We start from the raw sequence: 14,787 nt of genomic DNA on the forward strand, positions 1-14,787 counted from the left end.
AGCCGACAGGCTACACCGTCGGCCGTGGCGGCTACACCTGTGTCAGGAGGGTCGGGTATCGTCACCTGATGTGAAGCCCTTGGTTCTGCTCGATACGCCAGCTCTGTACTATCGCGCCTTCTATTCGGTGCCGGATTCGATCGTCAATGCCGACGGTCATCCGGTCAACGCCGTGCGCGGGGTGCTCGACACCGTTGCCCAGATGGTGCGCCGCTTCGACACCGATCGTGTCATTGCGACGATGGACGCCGATTGGCGTCCGGCCTTCCGTACCGCGATCATGCCCGAATACAAGGCCGCACGCGTCAAAGATGAGGAGGCCGGCACGGAGATCCCTCCCGAGCTGGCAGTGCAGCTGCCGATCATGAATCGCGTCCTCAGCGCTGCCGGAATCCCCATCGCCGAGGTGGCCGGAACCGAAGCCGATGACGTCATCGCCACGATGGCCGCACAATCGACGACCCCCGTGATCATCGTCTCCCCCGATCGGGACCTGCTGGCGCTGCTCGACTCGTCCGCCGATGTCAGTGTTCTGCGCCCCCGCAAGGGCGGCGAGTGGGAGGCCCTGACCCAGGCGGATCTGCCGAACGCCTACGGAGTGCCCGACGGCACCCGCTACCGTGAGCTGGCAGCTCTGCGCGGCGACCCGTCCGACGGGCTGCCCGGAGCCCCCGGGATCGGGGAGAAGACTGCGGCGACCCTACTGGAGAACTTCGGTTCCATCGAATCGATCATCAAGGCCGCCAAAGCCGGCGTGAAGACCGGTGGCCTCAGCCCGAAGCGGGCCGCAACGATCATTGAGGTCGAAGAGACCCTGCACAAGACGCTCGAGGTGATGCGCTGTCTGACCGACGTCGACCACGGCATCGACCTCGACAGCGTCCCGAACGGCCTTGACCGCGCCGCGGTCGAGGACGCCGCTGACGGGCAGAACATCCGCCGTTCCGTCGACAACCTCACCAGTGCGCTCGAATCCGTGTCGGGAGCCGACGCTGCCGCAGCCTCGCACGTGGCCGCCTCCCAGGCGGCCGCACAGTCCGACGCGGTCGCGCAGCCCAAGTCGACCGAGTCCGCCGAATCGGCGCCGCGGTCGGCCGGGGCCGATTCATGGGTGCAGTCACGGCTCGTCGGCTTCGACCTCGAGACCACCGGAGTCGAACCGGCCACCGCCCGCATCGTCACCGCCGCCTTCGTCGACTCGCCTGCTCAGGTGCGCACATGGCTGGCGGATCCGGGCATCGAGATCCCGGAATCGGCGCGTGCCGTCCACGGCATCACCACCGAATTCGCACGCGCCAACGGTTCGGCCGCCGCCCAGGTCGTCAGTGAACTGTGCGCAGAATTCGCCGCACTCCGAGAAGAAGGCGCCGTCGTCGTCGGGCACAACGTCGTCTACGACCTCAGTGTGATGGCAGCGGAAGTCGCCCGCCATCGACCGGACATCGATTTCGCCTCGATCATCCCGACGATCGTCGACACATTCGTCGTCGACAAACAGATCGACCCCTATCGCAGGGGAAAACGAACGCTCATCGAGACGGCGAAGACCTACCGCATCGAACTCCTCGACGCCCACGATGCCGCCGCCGACGCCCTGGCCGCTCTGGACATTTCCCGAGCATTGGCCGAAAAGTCCACGGAAATCTCCGCGCTGAGCAACGATGAGATCATGGCCGCACAGGCCGATTGGAAGCGCTCACAGGCGGCAGGACTGCAGGCCTGGCTGCGGAAGAAGGGCAACGCCGAGGCCGTCGTCGACGGTTCGTGGCCCATGTCCTGAACGCTAGACTCGACACCGACGCACCAACGACGAAGGACGACAATGGGATTCTTTTCTCGCCTGCTCAACCGACCCGGCTCTCATGCGGAGAAGACGACAGGTTGGTTCGAGCGCGCCGCCGACGATCTGGACGCGGCCGGGCGCGAATTCTCCGAACTCAGCGATTCCGAACTCACGGAGGCCGCCGGTGAGGTCTTCGCATCGGGCAGCCAGCAGCAGACGCTCATCCGCTACTGTGCTCTGGCACGCGAAGCCGGTAAGCGGGTCCTCGACGAACGAGCCTACGACACTCAGCTGCGAGGGCTCGTCGGACTCCTGCAGGGCAGCATCGTGCAGATGGCCACCGGTGAGGGCAAGACCCTCGTCGGCGCGCTGGCGGCAGCCGGCTACGCACTGCAGGGACGACGCGTGCACGTCGTCAGCGTCAACGACTACCTCGCCGTTCGAGACCGCAATTGGATGAAACCGCTGTTCGACCTCCTCGGTGTGAAATCCGCTTCGATCTCGGGCGCACAGGCCGACGATGAACGACGTGGGGCCTACCGTGCCGAAGTCGTCTATGCGTCGGTGACCGAGGTCGGTTTCGATGTCCTCCGCGACCGGTTCGTCACCGAGGATGCCGATCAGCGGGTGCCCGAACGCGACGTCGTCATCGTCGACGAGGCCGATTCCGTGCTCATCGATGAGGCACGTGTGCCGCTGGTCCTCGCCGGTTCGGCCAGCGTCCAGGACACCGATACCGCGATCGCAGCGCTCGTGTCCCGACTCAGTCCGGACACCGACTTCGAAGTCAGTGCCGACCGACATGCCGTCTCACTCACCGATGCCGGAGTCGACAGGGTCGAGGACGAACTCGACGTCGAACTCTTCAAAGAGGATTCCGAGACGCTCGCCGCCGTCAATCTCGCTCTCCACGCCCGGGCGCTGGTCAAACGCGATGTCGATTACCTCGTCGTCGACGGACGCGTCAAACTCATCTCCTCCTCCCGAGGCCGCGTGGCCGAACTCCAGCGCTGGCCCGACGGGCTCCAGGCCGCAGTCGAAGCCAAGGAGAGCCTCGACGCCACCGACAGCGGGGAGATCCTCGACCAGATGACGGTCGAAGAGCTCATCCACGGCTATGAGACCGTGTGCGGTATGACCGGCACCGCGCTGGCCGTCGGTGACGATCTGCGCGAATTCTATGGGCTGGAGATCGTCCCCATCGACACACATCTGCCAGTGATCCGCAGCGACGAACCCGATCGCCTGTTCACTTATCAGGAGTCGAAGGAACGCGCGATCGTCGAGGAAGTCGTCGACAATCACGCCCGCAGACGTCCCGTACTCATCGGCACCTCATCGGTGGCAGAGAGCGAGTCCCTGGCCGAACGGCTCACCGAACGCGGAATCGACGTCGCCGTCCTCAATGCGAAGGACGATTCCCGGGAAGCCGAGATCATCGCGAAGGCCGGCGCGCCGGGCGCCGTGACGGTGTCGACGCAGATGGCCGGTCGCGGCACGGATATCCGACTGGCCGATGACGACGTCGCCGAGGCCGGGGGCCTCCTCGTCATCGGTGCCGGTCGCTATCCGTCATCCCGACTCGATGACCAGCTGCGCGGACGCGCGGGTCGTCAGGGCGATCCCGGCACGTCTGTGTTCTTCACCAGCCTCGAAGACGAACTGGTCACCAGGGTTCCCGAGATCCAACGCTTCGTCTCCGAGGGTGATGAGACCGGGCTCATCGAATCCAAGCGCGCACTCGGCCTCGTCGAACACGCTCAGCGCATCGCCGAAGGCCAGAACACCGCTCTGCATCGTGACACCTGGCGCTTCAATGAGCTCATGGCCAAACAGCGTGAGCTCGTCCTCGAACGCCGAGCCGAGATCCGCAAGGCCGACGAACCCGTCGAACAGCTGCGCAAGGAACTCGGCGACCGTGCCGATGAGATCGCGCAGGAGCACTCGGAGGAGCTGCTCGACTCGGTTCTCCGCGAGGTCATGCTCTTCCACCTCGACGCACGCTGGGTCGATCACCTCGCCTTCCTCAACGACCTGCGAGAGGGCATCCACCTGCGCACCTTCGCCAGAGAGAAGCCGCACGAAGCGTTCAACACCGAATCGATCCGCGTCTTCTCATCCTTCTGGTCCGATGTCATCGACGATTCGACGGCGACGATCAAGGAGGCGACGATCACCGAGGAGGGAATCGACCTCGAATCGCACGGGCTGAAGCGTCCGTCGTCGACGTGGACCTACCTGACGACGGAGAACGCCTTCGGCTCCGATATCGAGAACATCGTCAAGAAGGTCCGTCGCTGAGACGATGACGCTCAGGAGTCGGCGACGACTCCGCGCCGGATCGCTTCGACCGTACGACGCACGCGCACCGCGGTCTGCGGGTCGATGACCTCAGCGACCTGACCGAGGAGATCGAGACTCTGCTTGGCCCATCTGACGAAGTCTCCGGCGGCGATATCGCTGCCCCGCAGTGACTCCGACAGCGTTTTGCCTTCGGTCCACCGGTACATCGGTCTGATCAGCCCGCGATCCGGTTCGTCCGTCGTATTCAGTGCGTGCTGCTCTTCCAGGTGGAAGAGTCGACGCCAGATCGTCTCGGACTCATCGCAGACGGCCTTGAGATCGGCGCTCGGCGCCCGATGCGCGGTCAGGGTGTCTCTGCGCGATTGGAAGACGAAGATCGATGCGAACGCTGCGAGCTCCGGCTCATTGAGTCTGTCCCACAGCCCGGCCCGGATCGTCAGCGCCACCAGAAGATCCCGTTCGCCGTAGATCCGACGCAGCATCGTCGAATGCTCGGGGTCGAACCCGAGTCCCCGCAGCACGTCCTGGACCCGGTCGAAGACCAGAGCGATCGAGGTGGTGCGTCCTTCGATGCGGGCGATGAGCGATTCGTTCTCCCGGATGAGCTTGTCCGCGCGGTTGGCCCAACGGGCGTGGAGCTCCCGATCCGGGCAGTCGTGGCACGGGTGTGCCCGCATCTGCGCCTGGAGCTCGGCCACTGTGGTGCTCTCGCCCTGATGCTGTCGGCTCGATTCCCAGTGGGCTTCGGAATCCACTCGGCCATCGTGAATGGCGGCCTCGAGGATGGACAGCAGCTGCCTGCGGTCGCCTGCCTGCCGATGGTTGAATTTCTTCGGCACCCGGACTCGCCCCTGCGAGGCGACGGGTTCGGTCACCTCGTGCGGGCGCAGGTGCCACACCTTGCCCTGTTCGGTGAGGACGGTGGGAAGTCGGGAGACACCGTCTTTGTTGCTCATCGGAGCGATGATGACCGCGCGACCACCGACCCGCTTGGCCGGCATCGTCACCACATCGCCGATCTTGAGCGCGGTGAGGGACTCGACGATATCGCGCTGCCTGTTCCGCGATTTCGTCCTGGTCTCCTGCTTCTGCGTGTCCGAGATCGCCCGACGCAGCCCGGCGTATTCCGAGAAGTCACCCAGGTCGCAGTGCATCGACTTCTCATACGCCTCGATCGTGGCTTCGTTCTTGCGCACCTTTCGCGCCAGGCCGACCACGGCCTTATCGGCCTGGAACTGGGCGAACGAGGTTTCGAGCACCTTGGCCGCTTCCTCGGAGCTCATCCGCGACAGCAGATTCGCCGTCATGTTGTACGTCGGTCCGAACGCCGAGTTCAGCGCGTAGGAACGGTTCGACGCCAGGGCCGCCAGCTCGCTGACCTCGATGGTCGGGTGCCACACCACGACGGAATGGCCGATGCGGTCGATTCCGCGGCGACCGGCACGTCCGGTCAGCTGGGTGTACTCCCCCGGAGTGATCATCACATGCGCTTCGCCGTTGAATTTCACGAGCTTCTCGAGCACGACGGTGCGAGCGGGCATGTTGATGCCCAACGCCAGGGTCTCGGTGGCGAAGACGACCTTGATGATTCCCTGCGAGAACAGCTCTTCGACGAGTTGTTTGAACTGCGGGATCATCCCCGCATGGTGCGCGGCCACTCCGAGCAGCAGACCTTCCCGGAAGGTGTGATAGCCGAGGATGCCGAGATCCTCGTCGGCGAGATCATCGCGCAGCGACTCGAGAGCGGCGTTGACGATCGTCTTCTCTTCGCGGGAGTTGAGGTCGGTGCCCGTGCTCAGATACTGTTCGACGGCTTCATCGCAGCCGTTGCGGGAGAAGATGAACATGATCGCCGGCAGCATCGCCGCCTCGGCGAGTGATGCCACCACCTGGGTGCGGCTGGGGCGGCGGAAACGCGCCCGGGTGGCACGTGCCCGTTTCGACCGTGGGCCCCCGTGCGTGCGGGTGGCGTGGTTGAGAGCCGGGTCGATCCGGTCGGAATCGCTGTGCGTGAATAGGTCGTACATCCGGTGGCCGACCAGGACATGGTTGACCAGCGGCACCGGCCGGTGACTCGTCGAGACGATCGTCGTCGGTCCTCTGACCTCACGCAGCCAGGCTCCGAACTCTTCGACATTGGACACCGTCGCCGACAGCGACACCATCTGCACACGGTCGGGAAGATGGATGATGACCTCCTCCCACACCGGCCCACGGAACCGGTCGGCGAGGTAGTGAACTTCGTCGAGGACGACGAAGCCGAGATCCGACAGACCCGCCACGTCGTTGTAGAGCATATTGCGCAGCACTTCGGTGGTCATGACGATGATCGGCGCATCGCGGCGGATCGACGTGTCACCGGTGAGCAGCCCGACATTGTCTGCCCCATGGACCTCGGCGAGGTCGTTGAATTTCTGATTGCTCAGCGCCTTGATCGGCGTGGTGTAGAAGACCCGTTTGCCCTCGCCCCGGGCCAGTTCCACGGCGAACTCCGCGATGAGCGTCTTGCCTGCGCCGGTCGGCGCCGTGACCAGCACGTCCTCCCCTTCCTGCAGGTGACTGCAGGCTTCGACCTGGAAGTCGTCGAGGGCGAACTCGGTGCGCTCCATGAACTGTCCCAAGGGGGTGCGGGCGAAATCCGCACGCGCCTTGAAGTCGGCATAGGCGGCGGAGGGACTCAGTGACTCCGCCGCAGGAGTCTCGGTCGAAAGCGGTGTGGGGTCAGTCATTCTTCTCTTCGTCGGTCAGTTCGTCCTCGTCGACCCACAGACCCTGCGCGATGAGGCGCTTCTTACGTCGGCGATCATTGAGCACACAGATCACCCAGGCCAGGCAGAACAGGGTCATCATGGGGATGACGAGGAAGAACATGGACATTGCGTCCGGAGTCGGGGTGGCGATCGCGGCGAACAGGAACACGAGCAAGACGATGACCCGCCATGACTTCATGATCCTCTCCGCCGACAGGATTCCGAGCATGTTCAGTCCCACCATGAGCACCGGCAGGACGAAGGCGAGCCCGAAGACCACGATGATGATCATCACGAAGCTCAGGTAGTCCTGCGCCGGGATGATGTTCGTGCCGCCCTCGGGAGTGAACGAGGTCAGAGCCTTCACGGCATTGGGCAATGCGAAGAACGCCATCGTCGACCCCGCCAGGAACAGCGGAATCGCTGCCCCGAGGAAACCGAGGGAGTACAGCTTCTCCTTGCGCTTCAGCCCCGGGACGATGAAGGCCCAGACCTCGTAGAGCCAGATCGGGCAGGAAAGGAAGAGCCCGATGAAGAACGAGAGTTTGATCTTCAGATCGAAGGGTGAGGCGACTCCGGCGAAGTTGATCTCGGCCATCCGTCCGCCGTTGTCGCGGATCGTGCGGATCGGCTCTTGGAGGATGTCGAGGACGGGGTCGTAGAGGAACCAGCCTGCCACCGCACCCAGAGCGATGGCGATGGCGGAGATGATGACGCGGTTGCGCAACTCGACGAGGTGCCCGACGACGGGCATCTTCTTCTCAGGATTGTTCTTCCGTGATCGAGAGGGCTTCCGCTGACTGTTCTCTTTCACTTCTCGTGAGACTGCGGGTCCTGCTTCTCTCGCCGCGACTCCTCGGTGCCGGTGGTCTCACCGGCGGACGTGGAGGAATCGGTCGAGGAGTTCTGGTTGAGCGCTCCCGGCTCGGTGCTCTTGCCGGATTCGTCCTCGTCGCCGCGCAGATCCTTGACCTCGGACTTGAAGATCTTCATCGACTGTCCCAGGCTTCGGGCCAGCTGCGGCAGTTTGGGTGCGCCGAAGATGATCACGATGATGAGGATCACGATCGCGATCTGCACGAAACTTGGTCTCATGGGGAGCTCCTTGGATTGTTGATGCTGTGGAAGAGTCTACGCGCTGCGGCTGAGCCTTTCATCCACTTCCGGACGGCGTCTTCGTCTCAGCCGAGCCTGTTCATGGCGCCCGCAACGGCTTCGGTGTCGTCGATCTCGGTGATGACATCGGCATGACAGAGCAGGAACCGGCTGAGCCAATCCACAGAATGCACGAGCAGGCGGATGCGCACGCTCGTGTCTCCATCGTCGAGGTACTCCCGATTCGTCACGTCGAGTTCATCTGCCAGCCATGCTCCCGCGGCTGCGAGGCCGAGGGTGACCTCATAGGAGTTCGTTGTGGCAACGCTGACCGCCATCGGCGGATGCGCGGCCGACTCCCAGGACCGGATGCGACCCAGCGCGAAACGGCGAGGCGCTCCGGCCGAATAGCACCACGCATCGACGTACCAGTCAGCACCGGGGACCAGCCGGGTCGGGGCGATGGTCCGCGTGGTGAGTTCGTCACGGGAGCCCACATAGTAGTCGATCCGCAGCGCAGTGCCGTCTTCCACCGCTTTTCGCAGAGCGGCCAGAAGCTCTTCGTCGGCGTCGATGGGGCTGACGTCGACCGCCGTGCGCAGGTTCTCTCCTGCCGCTGCGCGCAATTTGGCCGCGGCGGTGGCCACCGCCGCGGAATCGAGCCCTGGCAGGGACGAGAGCATGTCGAGAGCGAGCACGAGGATTCCGGCCTCCTCGGCGCTGAGCCGCACGGGCATGGAGACCTCTTCGGCGTTGGAGATGAAGATCTGCCCGCCCTCCCACGACGCATCGATGAGGTCATCGGGCATATGGCCGGGTCGACCGGTGACGAAGAGCAGCTGGAGATCGTCGATGAGGGTGGCGGAGTCGATGCCGAAATAGGCAGCGGTCTCTTCGAGATCCGCGCCCGGATGGGCATCGAGGTACGGGACGAGGCTGAGCAATCGGGTGAGGCGTTCACGCGCTGAGGACACTGGTGCCTCCCAAACGGTTGAGCGATCGGCGAATCGTTTCGCGTCTGCGGTCGACGGCGCGCACGAGTTCGGGCGGATCGACCACGTCCACGGCGTCCCCGAAGCCGACGATCTCGGCGGCGAGGGCATCGACATCGGAATAGCCGATGACCACCTCGTCGCCGTCGCTGCGGATCCGTCGACGGCGCAGCGGATCGGCCCGGTGAGCGCGGATGTGCAGCGTCGCCTCGGCGACGACGGCCATCTCGGAACTCGACTGCAGCGCCAGCTGCGGGGAGAAGTCCTCGGGGATCTCATAGTCTCCGGGTTCGCGGCCACTGAGCTTCGCGATCCCACCCTCGACGCGGGAGAGCCGGAAGGTGCGTCGGGCCTCGCGGTCGAGGTCGAAGCCGAAGAGGTAGACACGGTCGCCGCGGCTGAGCAGCGCATAGGGTTCCAGCTTCACCTTCCGCACGCTCTGACCGGGCTTGTGATACCGGAAGCCGATGGCTTCGCGGGCGTTGATGTGGTGGAGGGCGGTGGCGAAGTTCGCGCTGGCCAGCCGGTGTGCGGCGGTACCCGGATCGACGTTTCCCGGCCCGTCGGCGGACTGGTCGAGGTCGATGCCGAGTGCGCGCAGCTTCGTCAGCGCCTGAGACGAGGACTCCCCGAGCTCGGTCTCGGACCAGAACGCGGCGGCCACGGTCACAGCGGCCACCTCTGCGGGAGTGAGGTCGACGTCGCCCATCGCATAGTCGGCGGTGGAGATCCGATACCCCGTCTCCCCCGCATCACCGTAGACATCGTGTTCGGCTCGCGTTGCGATGGTGATGCCCATGTGTCGCAGCAGCTCCTTGTCGCGGGAGAATTTGCGATCGAAGGCGACCTCATCGAGCCCGGAATAGCCGTCGATGGCGCTCATCAGCGTCTTGCGCGACACCCAGCCGCGGGAAGCGCGCAGGGCGATCAGCAGATTCATCAGCCGTTCGGTCTGCTGTCTCTGTCTGCTGGTGCGAGGTGTATTCACGATTCCACCGTAACCTAGGCCGGGCGATAGTCTTGGGACCATGATTCATTGGCGCAAAGGAATCGTCGCAGCGATTCGCTCCACCCGGCCAGGATACACAGAGCTCGACGTCGACCTGGACGAGACTGTGCCGGGAACCGATGTGAGATCCATCCGGGCGATCGCCTACACCGATGCCGTAGGACAACCGCAGAGCCAGGACACCGTCATCGTCAATGTCTCGGCTCTGGCGAAGAGGCTGGGCACCGGCGGCTTCGGTCTCATCGTCGCCCTGCCCGATGCACTGCCGACCGATCCTCCGGAGGGTCCCGGCCATCTCGTCAAGGACCGCTATTCCCCGTTGCAGACGATGGTCCTCGGCGTCGACGATCAGGAGTCGCAGCATCATTCCACCCTCGCCGAGGCGGAGCACCTCGACGGCATGCCCGTGATCGTCGCCGATCTGCATTCGGCTCTGCCCGCGGCGATCGCCGGAATCCGCGCCGTCGACCCGTCGCTGTCGGTGGCGTATGTGCTCAGTGACGGCGCGGCTCTGCCGGCCCCGTTCTCTCAGGCCGTCGCCGGGCTCAAGGAGGCCGGCTGGCTTAAGGGCGTGATCAGCACCGGGCAGGCCTGGGGCGGAGACCTCGAAGCGGTGACGGTCCATACGGGACTGCTCGCGGCCAAGCATGTGATGGACGCCGACATCGCCATCGTCGCGCAGGGACCCGGGAACCTCGGCACCGGCACGAAGTACGGCTATTCGGGTCTGGTCACCGGAGAGCACCTCAACGCCGCAGCCCTGCTCGACGGGCGTCCTGTCGGCCTGCTGCGGATGTCGAATGCCGATGCCCGCGGCCGTCATTTCGGCATCTCCCATCATTCGCTGACGCCGTTGAGTGAGATCGCTCGACCGGGGATGACCGTGCCGGTGCCCGACTTCTCCACCCTCACCGAGGCGGAGCGAACCGAGATGGACCCGGATCCCGAAGTCGTGACCGCGACGGTGGCCGAGCAGCTGTCCCGGCTTGAGATGCATGATCTCGTCGACGTCGATCTGATGGGACTGTGGGATGCGCTGCGTGCCTCACCGGTGCGTCTGTCGACGATGGGCAGGAAGCTGCCGGCCGATGCGGCATCGTTCCTCGCCGCGGCCGCCGCGGGACGCTGCGCCGCCGGGCTCGTCCGCCGCTGACCGCGTCGAACACAGGTCACCGCCTCATCTCCGCAGAATCCCCCTCCGTGTCGGCGAAGACAGAGAAGACAGATGTGGCCGGGGTCCGAAGAACCCGGCCACAGTCGTCTGGCAGGATCAGCGCGTGCTGATCATCGTGCTGATGCTCAGCGCACGTTCTCGAGGTCGCAGACGAAGATGAGCGACTCTCCGGGCTGGATGACTCCGCCGGCGCCCTGATCGCCGTACGCCAGGTGCGGCGGGATCTGCAGGGTGCGGCGTCCACCGACCTTCATACCCTGGATGCCCTGGTCCCAGCCGGAGATGACCATTCCGGAGCCGAGACGGAATTCCAGCGGGGTGCCGCGGTTGTACGAGGCGTCGAATTCCTCGCCCGTGGAATGGGCGACTCCGACGTAGTGCACGCTCACGGTGTCGCCGGGCCCCGCCTCGGCGCCGGTGCCGATGACATCATCGGTGATGATGAGCTCGGTCGGGGCGTCTCCGCCGGGGAAGTCGACTTCGGGCTTCTGCTTGCTCATGTGTTCCTCCTGGTGTCGGTTCTGTTGAGTGATCGGATCGGGTCTCAGCCCTGGGCCGAGAGGATGTCGACGACGAAGATCAGGGTCGCATCCCCCGGGATGGACGGTTCGCTGCCCTGTTTGCCGTAGCCCTTGTCCGGCGGGACGACGAGGACGACCTGGTCGCCGACCTTCTGACCGACGAGTCCCTCGTTCCAGCCGTCGATGACCTGAGCCTCGCCGACCGGGGCGACGACGAAGGGCTGTCCGTCCTTCTTCCAGTTCGAGTCGAAGGTCTTCGAGGTGTCGTCCCAGAGCCAGCCGGAGTACTTCACGGCGACGCTCTGACCCTTCTTGACCTCGTCGCCTTTGCCTTCGATCGTCGTGTAGGTCTCAAGCTCGGTCGGTTTCTTGCCTTTCGGCTTCGAGATCGACGGGGCACCGTCGTCGCCCCACTTCACGGTCACGGGGTTGTCCGACTGATCGGCCTTCTCACCCTCGGCGCGGGTCAACGGCTTCTTCGCGTCCTCGATGTCGATGACGTAGACGAGCGTCTGAGAGGCTTCGCCCTGCTGGGCACTGCCGTTGAGCGACATCATCACGCGTGATCCGACCTTGACGTCGATGAGTGCGTTGTAGAGGTCTTCGGAGATCTGCGACTTGTCCATGGGGAAGCCGGCCGCGGCGTCCGAGTCGTAGCTGGATTCGACGGTTTTGCCGGTCGTGCCGGAGACCAGCGTCATCTGTGCCGTGACCTGTTCGCCGTCGGCGATCTTGTCGCCGGTGCCCTGTTCGAGCACCTTCTTCTCGGTCTTGTCCATGACCAGCGGTGCCTCGAAGCTGACCTCGGGCTTCTTCCCGATCTTGCCGTCGACGGTGATGTCGTCGAGGCTGCTCGACTTCGCGTCCTGAGCGGCCACCGACGGCGGAGGTGTGGTCGAGTCCTCGGACTCATCACCCTGCCCGCAGGCCGAGAGCAGCAACAGGCCCGCCGCGATGGCGCTGAGCACTTTGGTGCGCACTGGTTTCCTTTCGTCACGCCGAGGCCGTGCCCGGATAGGGGCCAGACCGGATCACAGGGCGATCTTACAGGCCCGCGATGAGTGTTTCCGCCTGCGGGTGCGTCGTGGCGAACGGGTCCTTGAGTGCGACTGCTCGACCGGATTCGTCGTTGAGACGCAGGTGCACCCAGTCGACGGTGTAGTCGCGTCGGGCGGCATGGGCCGCGCGGACGAATTCGCCGCGGATCGCCGCCCGTGTGCTCGCAGGCGGTGTGTCCTTCGCCCGTTCGACCGCCTCGGCGGGGACGAGGATCTTCGCCATTCCGGCGGCTTCGAGCTTGGGAAACAGTCCCGTTGCGGGTGTGATGTCGTGGAAGGCGATGTCGAGGCGATGGATGCGTGCATCGGTGATATCGGTGATTCCGCGCTGCATGGACCGTTCGATGAGGGTGCGTTTCATCACCCAGTCGATCTCCGTGTCCACGGTCGAGAAGTCCTGCGATTCGACGGCGGTGAGCATCCGCGTCCACAGGTCGATGATGTAGTGGGCGAGTTCGTCGTCGCCGAGGCTGTGCTCCCCGGATTCCACGATCCGCTGTGCCCGGTCCCGGTAGTCGGCGAGCAGTCCCAGCGGCGTCGTCGTGGTTCCGTCGGTGCGTTCGAGCACGACCCGTCCCGTGAGATCGCGGGCGACGAGGCGGATATCGCGCACCGGGTGGCGCAGCCCGTTTTCCGGGATCCGCGCCCCCTGTTCGATGAGGTCGAGCATGAGAACGGCGGATCCGATCTTGAGCGCCGAGGTGGCTGTCGACATCGAGGAATCACCGACGATGACGTGCAGCCGCCGGTACTTCTCCGCATCGGCGTGCGGTTCGTCGCGGGCGTTGATGATCGGACGCGACCGTGTCGTCGCCGACGACAGTCCCTCCCACATGACATCGGATCGGGCGGAGAGACCGAACATCATCTCCGACCGGTCGGCTTCCTCATCGGGGGTGAAGGCCGAACGGCGCGGGATCACGGCTCCGGCACCGACGAGCAGCTGCCGGGTGACGAGGAAGGGCAGCAGCACCGTGGTCAGACGGTTGAAGTCGAGGGTGCGGCGGATGAGGAAGTTCTCGTGCGAGCCGTAGGAGTTCCCTGCCGCATCCGTGTTGTTCTTGACCATGTGCACACGTCCGCCGATGCCGTCGGCGTCGAGTGCGGCCTGCGCCTTGTCCAGCAGGTCGATCATCAGACCTTCGCCGGCCCGATCCTGGGCGAGCAGGTCGCCCAAGTCATCGCACTCGGCCGTCGCGTACTCCGGGTGGGAGCCGACGTCGAGGTAGAGGCGCGACCCGTTGGGCAGGAACACGTTCGACGACCGACCCCATTCGACGACGGGGCGGAAGAGGTAGCGGGCGATCTCCTCGGGGCCGATGCGCCGCCCCTCGGGATCGGCGGTGTGGGCGAGTCCGTATTCGGTTTCGAGCCCGTAGATGCGTGCCATTCAGTCCTCCCGCAGTTCGCTCATCGCCGCATCGTCGAGGCGGCGGAACGTCCGCTGCTTCGTCGTCGTGCGGTCGAGGACGGCGGCCTCGAGTGCGTCGGTGGCCAGGCTCGCCTGGGTTGCGGCGGCCAAAGCGGCGGCACCGTGGTTGAACACCTCGCGCAGTCCCATCTGCGAGCTGCGCACCCCGGCCAGGGATGCCGTGATCGCATCGGCCTGGCCGCCGATGGCCACATGTTCGGTCTCGTCGATGACAGAACCGTCGTAGCTGAGCCGGTAGAGCTGGTCGGTCTCGGGGGTGAGTCCGAGTTCGGCGACGACCAGTTCGACCTCGAAGGGCTTCGACTCGGTGGTGAAGACTCCTGCCAGGGTCTGCGCGTACGCGTTCGTCAGCCCGCGAGCGGTGACGTCGGTGCGGTCGTAGGAGTATCCCCGCAGGTCGGCGTAGCGGACGCCGGCCTGACGGAGGGTCTCGAATTCGTTGTATTTGCCGACGGCGGCGAAACCGATCCGGTCGTAGATCTCAGCGATCTTGTGCAGCGTCGGTGACGGGTTCTCCGCCAGCAGCAGGATGCCTGCGTCGAAGCGCATGACGACGACGGACCGACCGCGGGCGATGCCCTTGCGGGCGAAGTCCGCCCGGTCCTTCATCAGCTGTTCGGGCGAGACGTAGAACGGTGCCTGACTCATCGACGATCCTTTCGCGGTGGC

The 14,787-nt window shown here is 65.0% G+C and carries 12 protein-coding genes; 3 read left to right on the top strand and 9 right to left on the bottom strand.

Annotated elements, in window-relative coordinates; all coding sequences use genetic code 11:
* Positions 1 to 70 precede the first annotated feature (70 nt).
* Together CXR29_RS08885 and secA2 are read left to right on the top strand one after the other, a co-directional pair.
* Positions 71 to 1,780 carry a 5'-3' exonuclease H3TH domain-containing protein gene (locus CXR29_RS08885; RefSeq protein WP_241241388.1) on the top strand — a complete coding sequence of 570 codons (1,710 nt, stop codon included), beginning with the start codon at positions 71 to 73 and terminating at the stop codon, positions 1,778 to 1,780.
* Between the two features lie 42 nt (positions 1,781 to 1,822).
* The gene (secA2, locus tag CXR29_RS08890; RefSeq protein ID WP_127364348.1) at positions 1,823 to 4,084 is read left to right on the top strand and encodes an accessory Sec system translocase SecA2; all 2,262 of its coding nucleotides are present in this window, start codon (positions 1,823 to 1,825) and stop codon (positions 4,082 to 4,084) included.
* Between the two features lie 11 nt (positions 4,085 to 4,095).
* Here secA2 and CXR29_RS08895 read toward each other — a convergent pair whose 3' ends face one another.
* The 5 genes from CXR29_RS08895 to CXR29_RS08915 all read right to left on the bottom strand — a co-directional run bounded on the left by CXR29_RS08895 (position 4,096) and on the right by CXR29_RS08915 (position 9,912).
* Entirely contained in the window at positions 4,096 to 6,816 is a 2,721-nt protein-coding gene (locus tag CXR29_RS08895) for a DEAD/DEAH box helicase (RefSeq protein ID WP_101555199.1), read from the bottom strand.
* Positions 6,809 to 7,651: a twin-arginine translocase subunit TatC gene (gene tatC / locus CXR29_RS08900; protein ID WP_420897580.1), complete on the bottom strand. Its 843-nt coding sequence runs from the start codon at positions 7,649 to 7,651 to the stop codon at positions 6,809 to 6,811. The genes CXR29_RS08895 and tatC overlap by 8 nt, the downstream gene beginning before the upstream one ends.
* Positions 7,648 to 7,932 (bottom strand): twin-arginine translocase TatA/TatE family subunit, encoded by a 285-nt coding sequence (gene tatA / locus CXR29_RS08905; protein ID WP_025778362.1) that lies wholly within the window; start codon positions 7,930 to 7,932, stop codon positions 7,648 to 7,650. The genes tatC and tatA overlap by 4 nt, the downstream gene beginning before the upstream one ends.
* A gap of 86 nt (positions 7,933 to 8,018) precedes the next feature.
* Positions 8,019 to 8,906 carry a WYL domain-containing transcriptional regulator gene (locus CXR29_RS08910; RefSeq protein ID WP_127364349.1) on the bottom strand — a complete coding sequence of 296 codons (888 nt, stop codon included), beginning with the start codon at positions 8,904 to 8,906 and terminating at the stop codon, positions 8,019 to 8,021.
* Positions 8,890 to 9,912, bottom strand: a complete 1,023-nt coding sequence (locus tag CXR29_RS08915; RefSeq protein ID WP_231488558.1) for a helix-turn-helix transcriptional regulator — start codon at positions 9,910 to 9,912, stop codon at positions 8,890 to 8,892. Before CXR29_RS08915 ends, CXR29_RS08910 begins: the two co-directional genes overlap by 17 nt.
* Before the next feature lie 40 nt (positions 9,913 to 9,952).
* Between CXR29_RS08915 and CXR29_RS08920 the strand changes: the two genes are divergently transcribed.
* Positions 9,953 to 11,086: a DUF3866 family protein gene (locus CXR29_RS08920; RefSeq protein ID WP_127364350.1), complete on the top strand. Its 1,134-nt coding sequence runs from the start codon at positions 9,953 to 9,955 to the stop codon at positions 11,084 to 11,086.
* 146 nt (positions 11,087 to 11,232) lie between these two features.
* On the opposite strand, the gene CXR29_RS08925 is transcribed toward CXR29_RS08920, so the two are convergent.
* The 4 genes from CXR29_RS08925 to prcA form a co-directional block, all read right to left on the bottom strand.
* Complete coding sequence (locus tag CXR29_RS08925; RefSeq protein ID WP_025778366.1) at positions 11,233 to 11,607, bottom strand: FKBP-type peptidyl-prolyl cis-trans isomerase; 375 nt, start codon at positions 11,605 to 11,607, stop codon at positions 11,233 to 11,235.
* A gap of 44 nt (positions 11,608 to 11,651) precedes the next feature.
* Positions 11,652 to 12,608 (bottom strand): FKBP-type peptidyl-prolyl cis-trans isomerase, encoded by a 957-nt coding sequence (locus tag CXR29_RS08930; protein WP_241241389.1) that lies wholly within the window; start codon positions 12,606 to 12,608, stop codon positions 11,652 to 11,654.
* A 64-nt stretch (positions 12,609 to 12,672) separates the two neighbouring features.
* On the bottom strand, positions 12,673 to 14,076 hold the full coding sequence (gene pafA / locus CXR29_RS08935; RefSeq protein ID WP_127364351.1) for a Pup--protein ligase: 1,404 nt from the start codon (positions 14,074 to 14,076) through the stop codon (positions 12,673 to 12,675).
* On the bottom strand, positions 14,077 to 14,766 hold the full coding sequence (prcA, locus tag CXR29_RS08940) for a proteasome subunit alpha (protein WP_127364352.1): 690 nt from the start codon (positions 14,764 to 14,766) through the stop codon (positions 14,077 to 14,079).
* Positions 14,767 to 14,787 lie beyond the last annotated feature (21 nt).

It is taken from the genome of Brevibacterium linens, from assembly GCF_003999335.1.
Taxonomy (GTDB): domain Bacteria; phylum Actinomycetota; class Actinomycetes; order Actinomycetales; family Brevibacteriaceae; genus Brevibacterium; species Brevibacterium linens.

Bases quoted from the DNA above. Each gene is read 5' to 3' on its own strand.
- secA2 (WP_127364348.1), top strand. From the start codon at position 1,823: ATGGGATTCTTTTCTCGCCTGCTCAACCGACCCGGCTCTCATGCGGAG.
- CXR29_RS08895 (WP_101555199.1), bottom strand. From the start codon at position 6,816: ATGACTGACCCCACACCGCTTTCGACCGAGACTCCTGCGGCGGAGTCA.
- tatA (WP_025778362.1), bottom strand. From the start codon at position 7,932: ATGAGACCAAGTTTCGTGCAGATCGCGATCGTGATCCTCATCATCGTG.
- CXR29_RS08920 (WP_127364350.1), top strand. From the start codon at position 9,953: ATGATTCATTGGCGCAAAGGAATCGTCGCAGCGATTCGCTCCACCCGG.
- CXR29_RS08925 (WP_025778366.1), bottom strand. From the start codon at position 11,607: ATGAGCAAGCAGAAGCCCGAAGTCGACTTCCCCGGCGGAGACGCCCCG.
- pafA (WP_127364351.1), bottom strand. From the start codon at position 14,076: ATGGCACGCATCTACGGGCTCGAAACCGAATACGGACTCGCCCACACC.
- prcA (WP_127364352.1), bottom strand. From the start codon at position 14,766: ATGAGTCAGGCACCGTTCTACGTCTCGCCCGAACAGCTGATGAAGGAC.